The 14,124-nt window shown below is 65.8% G+C and carries 10 protein-coding genes and 1 pseudogene; 8 read left to right on the forward strand and 3 right to left on the reverse strand.

The annotated features are described in order from the left end of the window. Nucleotides 1–153: 153 nt before the first annotated feature. Nucleotides 154–2,118, forward strand: coding sequence for a methyl-accepting chemotaxis protein (locus ACTGJ9_RS02860; RefSeq protein WP_456675838.1), 1,965 nt, complete (start codon nucleotides 154–156; stop codon nucleotides 2,116–2,118). A 312-nt stretch (nucleotides 2,119–2,430) separates the two neighbouring features. Here the strand turns inward: ACTGJ9_RS02860 and ACTGJ9_RS02865 are convergent, their stop codons facing one another. Then, entirely contained in the window at nucleotides 2,431–4,596 is a 2,166-nt protein-coding gene (locus ACTGJ9_RS02865) for a putative bifunctional diguanylate cyclase/phosphodiesterase (RefSeq protein ID WP_456675839.1), read from the reverse strand. A 494-nt stretch (nucleotides 4,597–5,090) separates the two neighbouring features. On the opposite strand from ACTGJ9_RS02865, the gene mepA reads away from it, so the two are divergent. The 5 genes and pseudogenes from mepA (at nucleotide 5,091) to modC (ending at nucleotide 9,050) form a co-directional block, all read left to right on the forward strand. Further along, nucleotides 5,091–6,035 (forward strand): penicillin-insensitive murein endopeptidase, encoded by a 945-nt coding sequence (mepA, locus tag ACTGJ9_RS02870; protein ID WP_456675840.1) that lies wholly within the window; start codon nucleotides 5,091–5,093, stop codon nucleotides 6,033–6,035. 158 nt (nucleotides 6,036–6,193) lie between these two features. Further along, the gene (locus tag ACTGJ9_RS02875) at nucleotides 6,194–6,697 is read left to right on the forward strand and encodes a hypothetical protein (RefSeq protein ID WP_456675841.1); all 504 of its coding nucleotides are present in this window, start codon (nucleotides 6,194–6,196) and stop codon (nucleotides 6,695–6,697) included. A 194-nt stretch (nucleotides 6,698–6,891) separates the two neighbouring features. Then, nucleotides 6,892–7,677, forward strand: a complete 786-nt coding sequence (modA, locus tag ACTGJ9_RS02880) for a molybdate ABC transporter substrate-binding protein (protein ID WP_456675842.1) — start codon at nucleotides 6,892–6,894, stop codon at nucleotides 7,675–7,677. Nucleotides 7,678–7,690: 13 nt separating this feature from the next. Next, nucleotides 7,691–8,385, forward strand: a pseudogene (gene modB / locus ACTGJ9_RS02885) (molybdate ABC transporter permease subunit). A gap of 2 nt (nucleotides 8,386–8,387) precedes the next feature. Continuing rightward, nucleotides 8,388–9,050 (forward strand): molybdenum ABC transporter ATP-binding protein, encoded by a 663-nt coding sequence (modC, locus tag ACTGJ9_RS02890; RefSeq protein WP_456675843.1) that lies wholly within the window; start codon nucleotides 8,388–8,390, stop codon nucleotides 9,048–9,050. Between the two features lie 44 nt (nucleotides 9,051–9,094). Here the strand turns inward: modC and ACTGJ9_RS02895 are convergent, their stop codons facing one another. Both ACTGJ9_RS02895 and ACTGJ9_RS02900 read right to left on the reverse strand, forming a co-directional pair. Further along, complete coding sequence (locus ACTGJ9_RS02895; RefSeq protein ID WP_456675844.1) at nucleotides 9,095–9,355, reverse strand: PepSY domain-containing protein; 261 nt, start codon at nucleotides 9,353–9,355, stop codon at nucleotides 9,095–9,097. Between the two features lie 167 nt (nucleotides 9,356–9,522). Next, on the reverse strand, nucleotides 9,523–11,316 hold the full coding sequence (locus ACTGJ9_RS02900; RefSeq protein WP_456675845.1) for a potassium/proton antiporter: 1,794 nt from the start codon (nucleotides 11,314–11,316) through the stop codon (nucleotides 9,523–9,525). A gap of 439 nt (nucleotides 11,317–11,755) precedes the next feature. Here ACTGJ9_RS02900 and ACTGJ9_RS02905 point away from each other — a divergent pair, with 439 nt between their 5' ends. Both ACTGJ9_RS02905 and map read left to right on the forward strand, forming a co-directional pair. Continuing rightward, nucleotides 11,756–13,066 carry a mechanosensitive ion channel family protein gene (locus ACTGJ9_RS02905; RefSeq protein WP_456675846.1) on the forward strand — a complete coding sequence of 437 codons (1,311 nt, stop codon included), beginning with the start codon at nucleotides 11,756–11,758 and terminating at the stop codon, nucleotides 13,064–13,066. 187 nt (nucleotides 13,067–13,253) lie between these two features. After that, nucleotides 13,254–14,072 carry a type I methionyl aminopeptidase gene (map, locus tag ACTGJ9_RS02910; RefSeq protein ID WP_456675847.1) on the forward strand — a complete coding sequence of 273 codons (819 nt, stop codon included), beginning with the start codon at nucleotides 13,254–13,256 and terminating at the stop codon, nucleotides 14,070–14,072. Nucleotides 14,073–14,124 lie beyond the last annotated feature (52 nt).

Genomic DNA, 14,124 nt, shown 5'->3' on the forward strand with positions numbered 1-14,124 from the left:
GCGGCGAACGATCGGTCTCTCCATGCGCTTGCCGCATTGAGTCATGCAAAAGGATGGTAGCGAATCCATTGAAACGCGGAGCCGATGCCGCCCTGTTGTTAAGCAATTTCTGGGACCGTTCGATCAATGTTTTGGAATGCCCGGGAATTTTCGATGTTCACGCTCAAGTCGATTGCGGCCCGCCTGATTCTCACCATCGCGCTCACCGTTGCAGTGGCCTGCGCCATCCTGTCCGGTTTCTCGATCAGCCAGCAGCGGGCGCTGACACGGCTGGCGCTCGATCAGCAGCTCAAGCTGCAATATGAGAGCGTGGTCGCGGCGATCGACTATGAGGGACGTTCGGCCCTCGCCGTTTCCGCCGTGATCGCGGCGCTGCCGCCGGTCGGCGACGCCGTCGCCAGGGGTGACCGCGACGCACTCGGCGCCCTGCTCGGCGACGCCAACAAGGCGCTGAAGGCGCAGGGCATCCCGCTGATCACCTTCCAGCTGCCACCGGCGATCTCGTTCTATCGCGTTCACGCGCCCAAGACCTTCGGCGACGACGTCTCCGGGCGCCGTGCCACCGTGGTCGAGGCGCTCAAGAACGGCCGGCAGATCGTCGGCGTCGAGCCCGGCCGCGAGGCGCTCGGCATCTTCGGCATGACGCCGATCGTGCGCGACGGCAAGACCCTCGCCAATGTCGACGTCGGCGCCGCCTTCGGCAAGGAATTCGTCGACCGCGCCAAGAAGCGTTTTGGCATCGATCTCGCGGTCTATTCCGTCGACGGTTCGTCGCTGAACAAGCTGTCCTCGACCTTCGGCGAGAACGCCGTCGCCAGGCCCGACGAGCTGAGAGCCGTGATCAACGGCGCGCCGCTGCTGCGCGAGGCCGAGCTCGACGGCCACCCGGCCGAAGTCTATGCCGGGCCGATCAAGAACTACGCGGGACAGCCGGTCGGCGTGCTCGAAATCATCAAGGACACGACCGAATACGAGGCCGCCTTCGCCGCCTCCGAACGCAATCTGATCCTCGGCACGGTCGCGATCCTCGCCGCGGCGATTCTGCTGGCGTTCCTGCTCGGACGGGGATTGTCGCGGCCGCTGACCGCGATCACCGCGGTGATGAACCGGCTCTCGAGCGGCGACACCGGCGTCACCATTCCCGGCAGCGAGCGGGCGGACGAGCTCGGCACCATGGCGAAGGCGGTCGAAATGTTCCGCCAGAGCATGCTCGAAGCGGGCTCCCTGCGCGAGGCGCAGGAGGCCGACAAGACCAAGGCGGAAATCGAGAAGCAGGCGCTGCAGCGGCGGATGGCCGATCGCTTCGAGGCCGATGTCAAGGGCGTGGTGTCCGCCGTCGCCCAGGCAACCGAAGGCATGCAGCATGTCGCCGGCGAAATCACCTCCAGTGTCAACGGCACCTCGCAACGCGCTTCTGCCGCAGCGACCGCGTCGGAAGAAGCCTCGACCAGCGTCAATGCGGTCGCGGCGGCGACCGAGGAGCTCGCCTCCTCCGTCACCGAGATCGGCCGCCAGGTCACCCATTCCAGCCAGGTTGCGAGCAACGCGGTGGTCAAGGCCACCGAGACGACCGAGATGGTCGCGAGCCTTGCAGCTTCCGCCGAGCGCATCGGCGACGTGCTGCGCCTGATCAGCGAGATCGCGAGTCAGACCAATCTGCTGGCGCTGAATGCCACCATCGAGGCGGCGCGCGCGGGTGAAGCCGGCCGCGGCTTTGCCGTGGTGGCGTCCGAAGTCAAGGAGCTGGCAAGCCAGACCGCCAAGGCGACCGACGAGATCGCGAGCCAGGTCTCCGCGATCCAGGCGGCCACCGGCAATTGCGTCAGCTCGATCTCCGACATCAGCAACACCATCCGCGAGATCAGCGGCATCGCCACGACGATCGCCGCTGCGGTCGAAGAGCAGGGCTCGGCGACGCGCGAGATCGCCCGCAGCGTGCAGCAGGCGTCCACCGGCACCACCGAAGTCTCGGCCAACGTCGCCGGCGCAAGCCAGGCCGCCGACCAGTCGCGTGCGCTCGCCGGCAACGTCATGATTGCCTCGGGCGAGCTTGGCCAGCACGCGACCGCGCTGATGAAGAGCGTGGATGTTTTCCTGGCGGGACTGCGGGCGGCGTAGGGTTGAGGCGCGAACCCGGTGCATCTCTCCCCGCACGCGCAGCGCAATCGCATGTGGGAGCGATTCGCTGTGGCCATCCTTCGAGATGCCCGCCATTGGCGGGCCCTCAGGATGAGGACCGAGCATGGGGGCGTAGTTTTGACGAGGACCGATGCCACTTAGCCTCATCCTGAGGAGACCGCGAAGCGGTCGTCTCAAAGGACGAGGCGCGCAGTCAGGTCATGCAAAATGCCATAAGCGATTGCCCCGCCTGCAAGCAGGAGAGGGAGCGCACCTTCCTCGCGGCTGGCAGCCGGGCTCTATCTCGCAGGCTTAGGCCACCAGCGCGGCGTCTTCGTCCCCATCAATCCCGCGCTGTGCGGCGAGCAGGCTGATGATCTCGGCGTTCGGCCGGGCCTTGCTGAACAGATAGCCCTGGCCTTCGTCGCAGCCTTCGGCCCGCAGGCAGCTCAGCTCGGCCTCGGTCTCGACGCCCTCGGCGGTGATGATGACGCCGAGGCCTTTGCCGAGGCTGACGATGGAGCGGATGATCGCCTGGGCCTCGCGATTGGCGCCGAGATCGCGGACGAAGGACTGGTCGATCTTGATCTTGTCGAACGGGAAGCTGCGTAGGTAACTGAGGCTGGAATAGCCGGTGCCGAAATCGTCCATCGAGATGCGGACGCCGAGTGCGCGTAGCGCATGCAGCGTCGCCAGCACCTGGGCGCTCTTCTCCAGCAGCAGCGTCTCGGTGATCTCCAGCTCCAGCCGCCGCGGCGGCAGGCCGGAATGTTTCAGCGCGTCCGTGACCATCGAGAGCAGATTGCCGCTGCGGAACTGGAGCGGTGACAGGTTGACGGCGATGCGGACGTCGTCCGGCCAGGTCGCGGCGTCCAGGCAGGCGCGGCGCAGCATCAGGCCGCCGAGCGGATTGATGAGACCGGTTTCCTCGGCAACGGGAATGAACTCGGCCGGCGAGACCATGCCGCGCTCGGCATGCGGCCAGCGCACCAGCGCCTCGAAACCGGTGATGCGGCCGCTCGAGAGATCGACCAGCGGCTGATAATAGGGACGCAGCACGTCGTTCTGGATCGCGTCGCGCAGCTCGACCTCGATCTTGCGGCGGCCCTGCGCTTTCGCGTCGAGCGCGGCCTCGAAGAAGGCGAAGGTGCCGCGCGCATCGGACTTGGCGCGCGACAGCGCCATGTCGGCGCTCTTGAGCAGCTTTTCGGACTCGTCGCCGTCCCCGGGCGCCATTGCGATGCCGATCGAGGCGCCGATCACCACGGAATGGCCGTCGAGCAGATAGGGATCGGCGATGGCCTCCAGCAAGCGTTTCGCCAGCCCCACCGCATCTTCCGGTCGGGCCAATCCGCTCTGCACGATCGCGAATTCGTCGGAATTCAGCCGCGCCAGCGCGTCCTCCTCGCGCAAGGTCGAGCGCAGCCGCTTGGCGATGCCGCGCAACAGCTTGTCGCCGACCGCATGGCCCAGCGTGTCGTTGACCGCCCTGAAACTGTCGAGTCCGAGGATCAGCACCGCGACCTTCTCGGGGCTGCGCCGCGAATGCTGCAGCATCTCGTCCATGGTCTGGCGCAAGCGATTGCGGTTGGGAAGGCCGGTCAGCCCGTCGTGCTGGGCCATGAAGGCAAGCCGTGCCTCGGCGCGCTTGCGTTCGGTGATGTCCATCAGCGCGAGCAGCACCGCCGGCCGCTCGTCATAGGTCAATTCGCGCGAATAGATCGCGAGATCGATCAGTGCGCCGTCGGCCTTGACGTGCTTCCAGGTGCGCGCGGCCTGCTCTTCGCTGGACCGGTCGGTGGCCCAGGGCGGCTCGCGATCGAAAGCCTGCAGGGAGCGGATCTTCAGCTTCTCGAATTCGACGCGGCTATAGCCGTAATGCGCGATCGCGGCGTCGTTGACGCCGAGGATGCGCTCGTCATCCAGCGCACAGACGATCATGGGGACGGGGTTGCCGTCGAACAGCAGGCGGAACGAGGCTTCGCGCTGCTTCAATTCGGTGATGTCGACGCGCAGGCCGACCACGCCGCCGTCATCGGTGCGGCGCTCCTCGATCAGGATGACGCGGCCGTCGGACAGCGTCTGCTCGTGGCGCTTGCCGGGCTCGTAGAGCTTCTTCAGCCGTTCGGCGATCCATTCGTCCTCGTGACCGGCCGCTTCCGGATAGTCGCCGCGGGCAACCCCGACGCGGAGCGTGTCTTCGAGCCGCGCGCCTTCGGCAAACAGATCGGCGGTCTTGCTGTAGATCTCGGAATATTGCTTGTTCCAGAGCACGTAGCGGCCCTCGGGATCGAGGATCACGATGCCCTGCGGCAGCATGTCGACAGCCTGCCGCAGCCGCTCATGCGATTTGCGCGCCTCGGTGATGGCCGCTTCGGCTTCCGCACGGCTCTGCACGAGCTGGTCGCGTTCGGCGAGCGGATGAGGCACGCGCGCAAATCGCGGCTTGCGCGGCTGTCGGCCGCCCCGGGCAAGCACGTTGCGCGTTCGCTTTCCTGTTTTCTTGGAGCCCAAACTCAACTTCACACGCCCTGCCCGCACTCAGCGGACGCAAGTCTTGGGGCAAGTCTATGAAAAGAAGGTAATCTTGGCCGACGGTGTCACGGCAGCGCGACCGGGCGCCGGGCCGGTTTGCCTGTTTGCGAGGCGCGACAGGCGTCCGCGGGCGCGTCGAGCCTGCTCCCGCGTCGCGATCGGCGGGAGAGGAGATGCAAAAAGGCGGCAATCTCCATGAATCAGTTGCGGACTGCAGGCCGCTTGCATGCAGGAACCAAGCGCCTCTCGTTCCGCGCATGAATTTTGGTCAATGCAGGATAGAGTTATCGCGCCGTTAAGAAGCCGCCGATCGACATGCGACTTTGGGATGATCGCGTCAGCGGCGGCACATCGCGGTCGTGCCGTGGATGGCAAAACCGTGATGGACAAAGATCGCGTGGGGCATCGGCGTTGCGATCGGCTATAACAGTGCCAGCATGAGTCCCCGCCCCATCCCCTCTCTCCTGCTTATCATGACACTCCTGGCCGCCGGCTCGGCGCTGGCCCAGGACAGGGGCAGCGTGAACCCAAAACCGTTGCCGCCGCTCGCCAACCCCAACGATCCCAAGATCGGCGCCAAGGAGCTGTTCGCGCGCAAGCTGCTGCCCTCGACCGGGCCGGCGCATGTCATCGGCTCCTATGTGAAGGGCTGCATCGGCGGCGCCGAGCAGATGCCCCTCAATGGCGACTATTGGCAGGTGATGCGACTGTCGCGTAACCGCAATTACGGCCATCCCGACATGATCGCGCTGATCAAGCGCCTGGCTGCCGAGGCGCACCGGGACGCGGGCTGGCCGGGCATTTTGGTCGGCGACATCGGCCAGCCGCGCGGCGGGCCGGCGCTATCGGGCCATGCCAGCCATCAGATCGGCCTCGATGCCGACATCTGGCTGACGCCGATGCCGGATCACCGGCTCTCGCGCGAGGAGCGCGAGGAGATGTCGGCGGTGATGATGGTGCGCGAGGATCGTCTCGACGTCGACCCGAAGGTGTTCACGCCGGGCCATGTGCTGGTGCTGCGCGACGCCGCGCAGGAGCCGGCGGTGCAGCGCATCTTCGTCAATCCCGCGATCAAGAAGGCGCTGTGCCGCGAGGCCAAGGGCGACCGCTCCTGGCTATCGAAGATCCGGCCGTGGTGGGGCCACGATTATCACTTCCACATCCGCATGCGCTGCCCGGCGGGCGCGAGCGAATGTCAGGGCCAGCCGTCGCAATCCGAAGACGAAGGCTGCAAGCCCGCCGATTTGGCCTATTGGTTCAGCGAAGGCGTGCGGCACCCGAAATCGCCGGCGGAGCCGCCGAAGCCGAAGCCGCCGATGACGCTGGCCCAAATGCCGGCGGCCTGCAAAGCCGTGCTGCGCGCACCGGATGCGAAGCGGTAACAAGTTCGTCAGCCGGCTGGCCCGTATCCCACGGAATGCATTAGGATCGCCATGCCGCCCGGCCGTAAGCCCGCGGCATTCCGGGATGCGCATCCCTTTCACCGAAGAAGCCTGACTGCAAGCCCGCGGCCCTCGCGTGGCCAACGATGAGATTCGACATGCGCCTCCTTGCACTTCTTGCCGTGCTCTCGATCAGTGCGACCTCCGCCTTCGCCGCGGAAGAACCCAGCGGCTGCGACAAGTTCAAATGGCCGATCGAGCGCGACCGCGCAGCGCTGACGGCGCCGGACCGCGCCAGGCTCGCATCGGGCAGAGAACAGGCCGTGGTCCCCTCGTCGGCGATCACGCTGGGTCTGGTCGCGCCACAGGAGGCAAAACTGCCGTCGCCGCCGGAGCGAGCGCCGAAGGACGGCACCTTCGCCGGCTTCACCGGCATCAAGGCGGTGAAGGCCGGGCTCTATACGATCAGCCTGTCCGGCGGGGCCTGGGTCGATTTGATCCAGGACGGGCATTTCCTCAAGCCTGTTGCCTTCAGCGGCGCCACCGATTGCGACGGCATCCGCAAGACCATGAAATATGAGCTCTCGGACAAGCCGTTCGTGCTGCAAATCAGCGGCGCCAAGGACAATTCGCTCTCGATTTCGATCCTGCCGGGGCAATAGGCCGTTTGGATCGAGAAACGGTCGCCTTTGACCTGAGGCGCCGGCCTGCTATCTTCGAGAGCCGCGATATCCCTGCCGGCCGTAAGCCGTCGCAAGGTCCCGTGGAACAGCGCTTCCGCCCGTCGCGATCTAACCCAACCAACGCCCGATTTGCGCGTGCATTTGCGTGCGCGATCTCGCACGGAGCGCCATCCATGAATCGCATTGCCGGACTTTTCACCGCCTTCGTCATGCTCGCGGGCGCGAGCCTCGCGCCGGCCGCCGCCGAGGACAAGACCATCACGGTCTTCGCCGCGGCGTCGATGAAGAATGCGCTCGACGAGGTCGATGCCGCCTATACCGCCAAGACCGGCGTCAAGTTCAGCGTCAGCTATGCCGCAAGTTCGGTGCTCGCCAAGCAGATCGAGCAGGGCGCGCCCGCCGACGTATTCGTTTCCGCCGACACCGACTGGATGGACTACGCGACAGCCAAGAAGACCATCAACGAGGCGACCCGCGTCAACCTGCTCGGCAACAGCATCGTGCTGATCGCGCCGAAGGATTCAGCGATCACCAACGTCACCATCGCGCCAGGCTTCGACCTCGCAAAGCTCGCCGGCGACGGCAGGATCGCGACCGGCGATGTCAATTCGGTGCCGGCAGGCAAATACGCCAAGGCCGCGCTGGAGAAACTCGGCGCCTGGCAGGCGGCGGAGCCGAAATTCGCGATGGCCGAGAGCGTGCGAGCCGCGCTGACGCTGGTGGCGCGTGGTGAAGCTGCGCTCGGCATCGTCTATTCCACCGACGCCAAGGTCGAGCCCGGCGTCAAGATCGTCGGCACCTTCCCGGCGGATTCGCATCCGGCGATCATCTATCCGGTGGCGGCGACCACGACCGCGAAGCCCGGGACCAACGACTATCTCGCCTTCCTGCGTACCTCGGCCGCCAAGACCATTCTGGAAAAATACGGCTTCAGGTTCCTGATCTCTCCGACCACGTGATATCTACGACTTGATGCTCGACATCTCTCCCGCCGAATGGACGGCGATCCTGCTCTCGCTCAGGGTCGCCGTCATCGCGACACTGGTGGCAACGCCGTTCGGCATTGCGCTGGCGTGGCTGCTCGCCCGCAGGGATTTTGGGGCAAGTCGCTGCTCGACGCGCTTGTGCATCTGCCCCTGGTACTGCCACCTGTCGTCACCGGGTATCTCCTGCTTCTGACCTTCGGCCGCCGCGGCCTGGTCGGCGCCTTTCTCGCCGATCATCTCGGCATCGTCTTCGCCTTCCGCTGGACCGGTGCAGCGCTCGCCTGCGGCGTGATGTCGTTTCCGCTGCTGGTGCGCCCGATGCGGCTGTCGATCGAGGCGATCGACCGCCGGCTCGAGCAGGCCGCCGAGACGCTTGGCGCCGCGCCGGTCAAGGTGTTCTTCACGGTGACGTTGCCGCTGGCACTGCCCGGCGTGCTCGCCGGCATGGTGCTCGGCTTTGCCAAGGCGATCGGCGAGTTCGGCGCCACCATCACCTTCGTCTCCAACATTCCCGGCGAGACCCAGACGATTTCGTCCGCGATCTATTCGCTGATCCAGACGCCGGACGGCGACGCCGCCGCCGGCCGCCTCGTCATCATCTCGGTCGTGATTGCGCTTGGTGCGTTGATCGCGGCCGAATGGTTCGCCCGCCGCGCCACGCAGCGCCTGCACGGAAACTGACCATGCTGCGCCTCGATGTCGAAAAGCAGCTCGGTGAGTTTTCGCTGCATGCATCTTTCGCGAGCGAAGGCCGCGTCACCGGCCTGTTCGGCGCATCCGGCGCCGGCAAGAGCTCGCTGATCAATATGATCGCCGGCCTGCTGCGGCCCGATCGCGGCACCATCGTCATCGACGGCGAGACCGTCGACGACACCGCCGCCGGCATTCATGTGCCGACCTGGCGCCGTCGCATCGGCTATGTGTTCCAGGACGCGCGACTGTTTCCGCATCTCAACGTCGCGCAAAATCTCGACTATGGGCGGCGGATGAACCGCCTCGCGCCCGATCCGGCGCAGCGCACGCGCGTCGTTGATCTGCTCGACATCGGCGCTCTCCTTGATCGCCGTCCCGGAAAGCTCTCCGGCGGCGAACGCCAGCGCGTCGCGCTCGGCCGCGCGCTGCTGTCAAAGCCGCGCCTGCTGCTGCTCGACGAGCCGCTCGGCGCGCTCGACGAAGCCCGCAAGCTCGAGATCCTGCCCTATCTGGTGCGGCTGCGGGACGAGGCCAATGTTCCCATGGTCTATGTCAGCCACGACGTCGCCGAACTGCGCCAGCTCGCGACCCAGATCGTGATGCTCAGGCAGGGACGGGTGACGTCGTTCGGCGGGGTAAAAGTGCTGACGTGAGACGCGGCGGATCGTGGTCGAGGACGCACCGCCGCGCTCGTCACTTACCAACCGCGATCGACGTTGCGCACGTCGCCGGTTCGGGCATCCACGTCGACCTCCATCCAGCGGCCACGGATATCGCGGCCCTCGATCTGCCATTCGTCGCCGGCGAACTGGGTATGCGAGATCGTCATGACGCCGATGTCGGTCGCGACGTCGAGCGCGGCCTGCATCGAGATCTGATCGCCCGTGTCATAGGCCATCGCCGGCGCCGCCGCTCCCAAACCGATCGCGACGATGGCGGGCAAGATGAGTTTGCGCATGGGTTGCTCCTGTCAGATGCGTTGACCGTTACGGGGCTAAGAACCGACAACGCAGCAGAGCGTTCCGGAACCAGGGGTCACGAAGCCGCGCAAATCGTCGGCGGTTGCGGCGATTTGGTGGCGGTTGTCCGGCGCCCGGTGTTTCGTTCCGGGGACGATCGCGGGGACTAAACCCCTGCGACCGAGGTCCACAGCTCCGCGAGCTTGCGCCGAAGCGCCTGGCTGCGCGTCAGCGGCGCCGGCGTCTCGTCTTCTTCGGGCAGGCGGAGGCCGACGACATTGACGCGGCCGCCGGAGATGCTGCGCGCGACGAGGACGATCTCACCCAGTGCCAACTCGGCGCCTTCCTTCGGCGCGCGATCGAGATGGACGTCGAAATAGTCGGCCAGCGTCAGCTTGCTCTCGTCGTCGCTCGCCTTGACGCCGTAGATCTCGGCGAGTTCGGCGAGCGTGTGCTCGCCGGAGACCATGAAGTCGCCGAGCAGATGCGGATCGGGCTCCGAGCTCGGCTGCATGTCGACAAAGAAACGGTCGAGCGCCTCGGCCTTTTCCGGCGGTGCCAGCAGATAGATGTAATCGCCGGGCGCAATCGGCTCGGCCTCCGTCGGCGTCAAAATGCTCTCTTTGCGGATCACCAGGGTCGGCTTGGACCAGGACGGGATCAGGCCGCGGCGGAAATACAGGCTCTTCGGCCGCACCGGATAGCCGACCAGCTGCTGCTCGAGCTGGCCGGGCAGATCCAGTTCGACGCGGCGCGGGCCACGCTCGGCGCGCGGCAGCGCCACATGGAGTTTTCGCGCGGCAGGTGCCAGCGTCCAGCCCTGCAGCAGCAGCGAAATGATCACGACGACGAAGGCGACGTCGAAATAGAGATACGCCTTTGACAGGCCGACCAGCATCGGGATCGAGGCCAGGAAGATCGCGACCGCGCCGCGCAAGCCGGTCCAGGCAATGAAGATCTTTTCGCGCCAGTTGAAGCGGAACGGCGCCAGACACACGAACACCGCGATCGGCCGCGCCACCAGCATCAGGACGAACGAGACGCCGATCGCCGGCAGCACGCTGGAGCCCAGCCGGCTCGGCGACACCAGCAGGCCGAGCAGCACGAACATCACGATTTGCGCCAGCCAGGTCGCGGCATCGAGAAACGCCACCACCGAATTATGCGCACGCGTCGGCCGGTTGCCGATGATGATGCCGGCGAGATAGACGGCGAGGAAGCCCGAGGCATGCATGATCTGCGAGCCGCCGAAGATCACGAGCGCCGCCGTGGTCACGAACGGCGCGTGCAGGCCCTGCGGCAGCGCGACCTTGTTGAGCCCGATGACGACGAGACGTCCGCCGAGGAAGCCGACGACGGCACCCAGCACCGCCTCCTGCAGGAATTCCATCACCACATGGCCGGGCGAACTCGAGCCCAGCGAGATGTATTCGACCAGCATCAAGGTGAGGAAGATGGCGAAGGGATCATTGGTGCCGGATTCGGCTTCAAGCGTCGCGCCGACGCGCGGGCGCAGGCGCAGGCCCTGGGTGTGCACCAGCAGGAACACCGCGGCCGCGTCGGTCGATGCCACCACCGCGCCGACCAGCAACGATTCCGCCCAGTTCAGGTCGAGCGCGTATTTCGCGAATGGCGCCGTGATCAGCGCGGTCAGCAACACGCCGACGGTCGCGAGCACCACCGAGGGTGCGAGCACGGTGCGGATGCTGGCGAAACGCGTCTTCAGGCCGCCGTCGAACAGGATCAGCGCCAGCGCCACCGAGCCGACCAGATAGGTCGTGCCGACGTCGTTGAACTGGAGCTGGCCGGGGCCAGAATCGCCCGCCAGCATGCCGATCGCGAGGAAGACCAGCAGCAGCGGCGCGCCGAAGCGCAGCGCGAGCAGGCTCGACAGGATACCGGCCATCACCAGGACGGCGCCGAGCAGAATGGCGATGCTGAAGGAGTCGAGGGAGGCCATGTGGTGCTGCGGTTACTCCGGGAGATCGACGAGTTCAGTCAGGGGGCCACTGGCCGGGCACTCCCTCGCCCCGCTTGCGGGGAGAGGGTGGGGTGAGGGGGAGCCTCTGCGGTGCCGGTGATATTGGGACTCGCGGAGAGTCCCCCTCACCCGAAATTCAAGCAGCGCTTGAATTTCGACCTCTCCCCGCAAGCGGGGCGAGGTGAAGTGTGCCGCAATCGACAGATTTGCCCATCTCAGAAACATGTGCTCATGCATCCTTATCGTCGCCGCACCGGCGCGCCAACCCATTTTCTCCCGCTCGCGGCAATCTGCCCGTATTTTGCGGCCTTAACGCGCTTCACTTCGCGGTGTAACGATGGCCCGGCCGCAGCCTTTGTGGGATTCTGCGGCGCTTTCGAATCAAATCCTCCGCCCGCCTCCCGACGAGATTTGCCCGATGGACCTCAAAGACTTCATGGAGTTCGTGCAGACCACCGCGCGCAGCGTCGGGGCGGAAATCGCCTCGCCATGGTTCTATTTGCAGTTCGGGCTCATTCTGGCGGCGGCCGGGATTGCCTATGCGGCGGAAGCCGCCATTCGCAGCCGGGTCGACATGACCTCGCTGGCGATGCGCTGGCCGCTGCCGCTGCGCCACTTCGCCCGCGTGATGGTCTCGAGCGGCTCGACGGCGGTGTTCACCCTGCTCGTGATCGTCTCCCGCGTGGTGATGTATCACGCGACTTGGCCGAGCCGCAGCTACCTGTTGATGGTCGCCGCCAAGCTGGGGCTCGCCTGGCTCGCGATCCGGCTCCTGACGTCGGTGCTGCGCAACGCCTTCTTCGTCAAGCTGGTGTCGGTTGCGGCGTGGTTTGTCGCCGCGCTGTCCATCCTCGGCCAGCTCGACACCACGGTCGACCTGCTCGACTCCTATGCGATCGTGCTCGGCGGGCTGCGGCTGACGCCGCTCCTGGTACTCAAGGCCGGCGCGCTGTTGATCCTCGCGCTCTGGCTCACCAACATCGCCAGCAATTTCGCCGAGAGCAAGATCAACTCGGCGACGGACCTGACGCCGTCGGTGCAGGTGCTGCTGGTCAAGATCATCCGCATCGGCCTGCTCGCAATCGCAATCGTGCTCGCGCTCGGCACGGTCGGCATCGACCTCTCCGCGCTTGCGGTATTCTCCGGCGCGGTCGGCGTCGGCATCGGTATCGGCCTGCAGAAGATCGTCGCCAACTTCATCTCCGGCATCATCCTGCTCGCCGACAAATCGGTGAAGCCGGGCGACCTCGTCACCATCGGCGACAACACCGGGCGCATCAGCGCGATGAAGACGCGCTATATTTCAGTGGCCGCCGGCGACGGCCGCGAATTCCTGGTGCCGAACGAGGATCTGGTGACGCAGAAGGTCGTCAACTGGACCTATACCGACAAGAACACGCTGGTGAAGATCACCTTCGGCACCAATTACGACGCCGATCCCAGGCTCGTCTGCAAGCTTGCCATCGAGACTGCGGCCGCCCACCCGCGCGCGCAGAAGGCCAAGCCGCCGAACTGCATCCTGACCGAATTCGCCGAGGCCGGCATGAAGTTCTCGCTGACGCTCTGGCTTGCGGACCCCGACGGCATGGATAACGTCAAGAGCGACGTGATGCTGGCGCTGTGGGACGTCTTCAAGCGCGAGGGCATCCGGGTTCCCTACCCGGTCCGCGAAATCCGCATCCGCGGCGGCGCGCTGCCGGTCGAAACCACCGTAGAAGTCCCGAATTAAGCCTGCTTTCGGGAGCATGGCCGCCAGGATCCGTCTTGTTTTGACGCGTTTTCCTTACGCGAACCGGCACCCACTTCGCTCGAAAACGCTCTGGCTTGGCTTGCGCGAAGGCCCGCAATCATTAAATTGGGCCTGAAATCAAGCCTTTCTGCCCGTATCGGGCTCGAGCCAGAAGAACCAGACCCGCATGAGCTACGTCGAAGCCACCGATACCTCCCTGCGCAAGACCGGACAGATCAAGCTGCATGGGCCGGCCGCCTTTGCCGGCATGCGCAAGGCGGGTGCCCTGGTAGCGAAATGCCTCGACGAGCTCACCGACATCGTCGGTCCCGGCGTACCGACCGATCGCATCGACGAATTCGTCCGCGAGTTCGCCTTCAGCCATGGCGCCTACCCGGCGACGCTGATGTATCGCGGCTACCGCTACTCGACCTGCACCTCGCTCAACCACGTGGTCTGCCACGGCATGCCCGGCGACCGTCCGCTGAAGGAAGGCGACATCGTCAACATCGACGTCACCTTCATCCTCGACGGCTGGTACGGCGATTCCAGCCGGATGTATGCGGTCGGCCCGATCGCGCGCAAGGCGGAGCGGCTGATCGAGGTGACCTATGAAGCGATGATGCGCGGCATCGCCGCGGTGAAGCCCGGCGCCACCACCGGCGACATCGGCCACGCCATCCAGAGTTTCGTCGAGCCGCAGGGCATGAGCGTGGTGCGCGATTTCTGCGGCCATGGCCTCGGGCGCATGTTCCACGACGAGCCGAACATCATCCATATCGGCCGGCCCGGCGAGGGCGTGCAGCTCAAGCCCGGCATGTTCTTCACGATCGAGCCGATGATCAATTTGGGCAAGCCGCATGTGAAGATCCTGTCCGACGGCTGGACCGCAGTCACCCGCGACCGTTCACTCTCGGCGCAGTTCGAGCATTCGGTCGGCGTCACCGCCACCGGCGTCGAGATCTTTACGCTGTCGGAGCGGCACGGCGAGAAGCAGATCGGCTGATCTGCCGCCGCCTCGATTACCGCTGGCGGCGAAAGGACGACGGCGGCCGGTT

This window comes from Bradyrhizobium sp. RDM12, assembly GCF_051917485.1.
Lineage (GTDB): Bacteria > Pseudomonadota > Alphaproteobacteria > Rhizobiales > Xanthobacteraceae > Bradyrhizobium.

Bases quoted from the DNA above. Each gene is read 5' to 3' on its own strand.
- ACTGJ9_RS02860 (WP_456675838.1), top strand. From the start codon at position 154: ATGTTCACGCTCAAGTCGATTGCGGCCCGCCTGATTCTCACCATCGCG.
- mepA (WP_456675840.1), top strand. From the start codon at position 5,091: ATGAGTCCCCGCCCCATCCCCTCTCTCCTGCTTATCATGACACTCCTG.
- ACTGJ9_RS02875 (WP_456675841.1), top strand. From the start codon at position 6,194: ATGCGCCTCCTTGCACTTCTTGCCGTGCTCTCGATCAGTGCGACCTCC.
- modA (WP_456675842.1), top strand. From the start codon at position 6,892: ATGAATCGCATTGCCGGACTTTTCACCGCCTTCGTCATGCTCGCGGGC.
- modC (WP_456675843.1), top strand. From the start codon at position 8,388: ATGCTGCGCCTCGATGTCGAAAAGCAGCTCGGTGAGTTTTCGCTGCAT.
- ACTGJ9_RS02895 (WP_456675844.1), bottom strand. From the start codon at position 9,355: ATGCGCAAACTCATCTTGCCCGCCATCGTCGCGATCGGTTTGGGAGCG.
- ACTGJ9_RS02900 (WP_456675845.1), bottom strand. From the start codon at position 11,316: ATGGCCTCCCTCGACTCCTTCAGCATCGCCATTCTGCTCGGCGCCGTC.
- ACTGJ9_RS02905 (WP_456675846.1), top strand. From the start codon at position 11,756: ATGGACCTCAAAGACTTCATGGAGTTCGTGCAGACCACCGCGCGCAGC.
- map (WP_456675847.1), top strand. From the start codon at position 13,254: ATGAGCTACGTCGAAGCCACCGATACCTCCCTGCGCAAGACCGGACAG.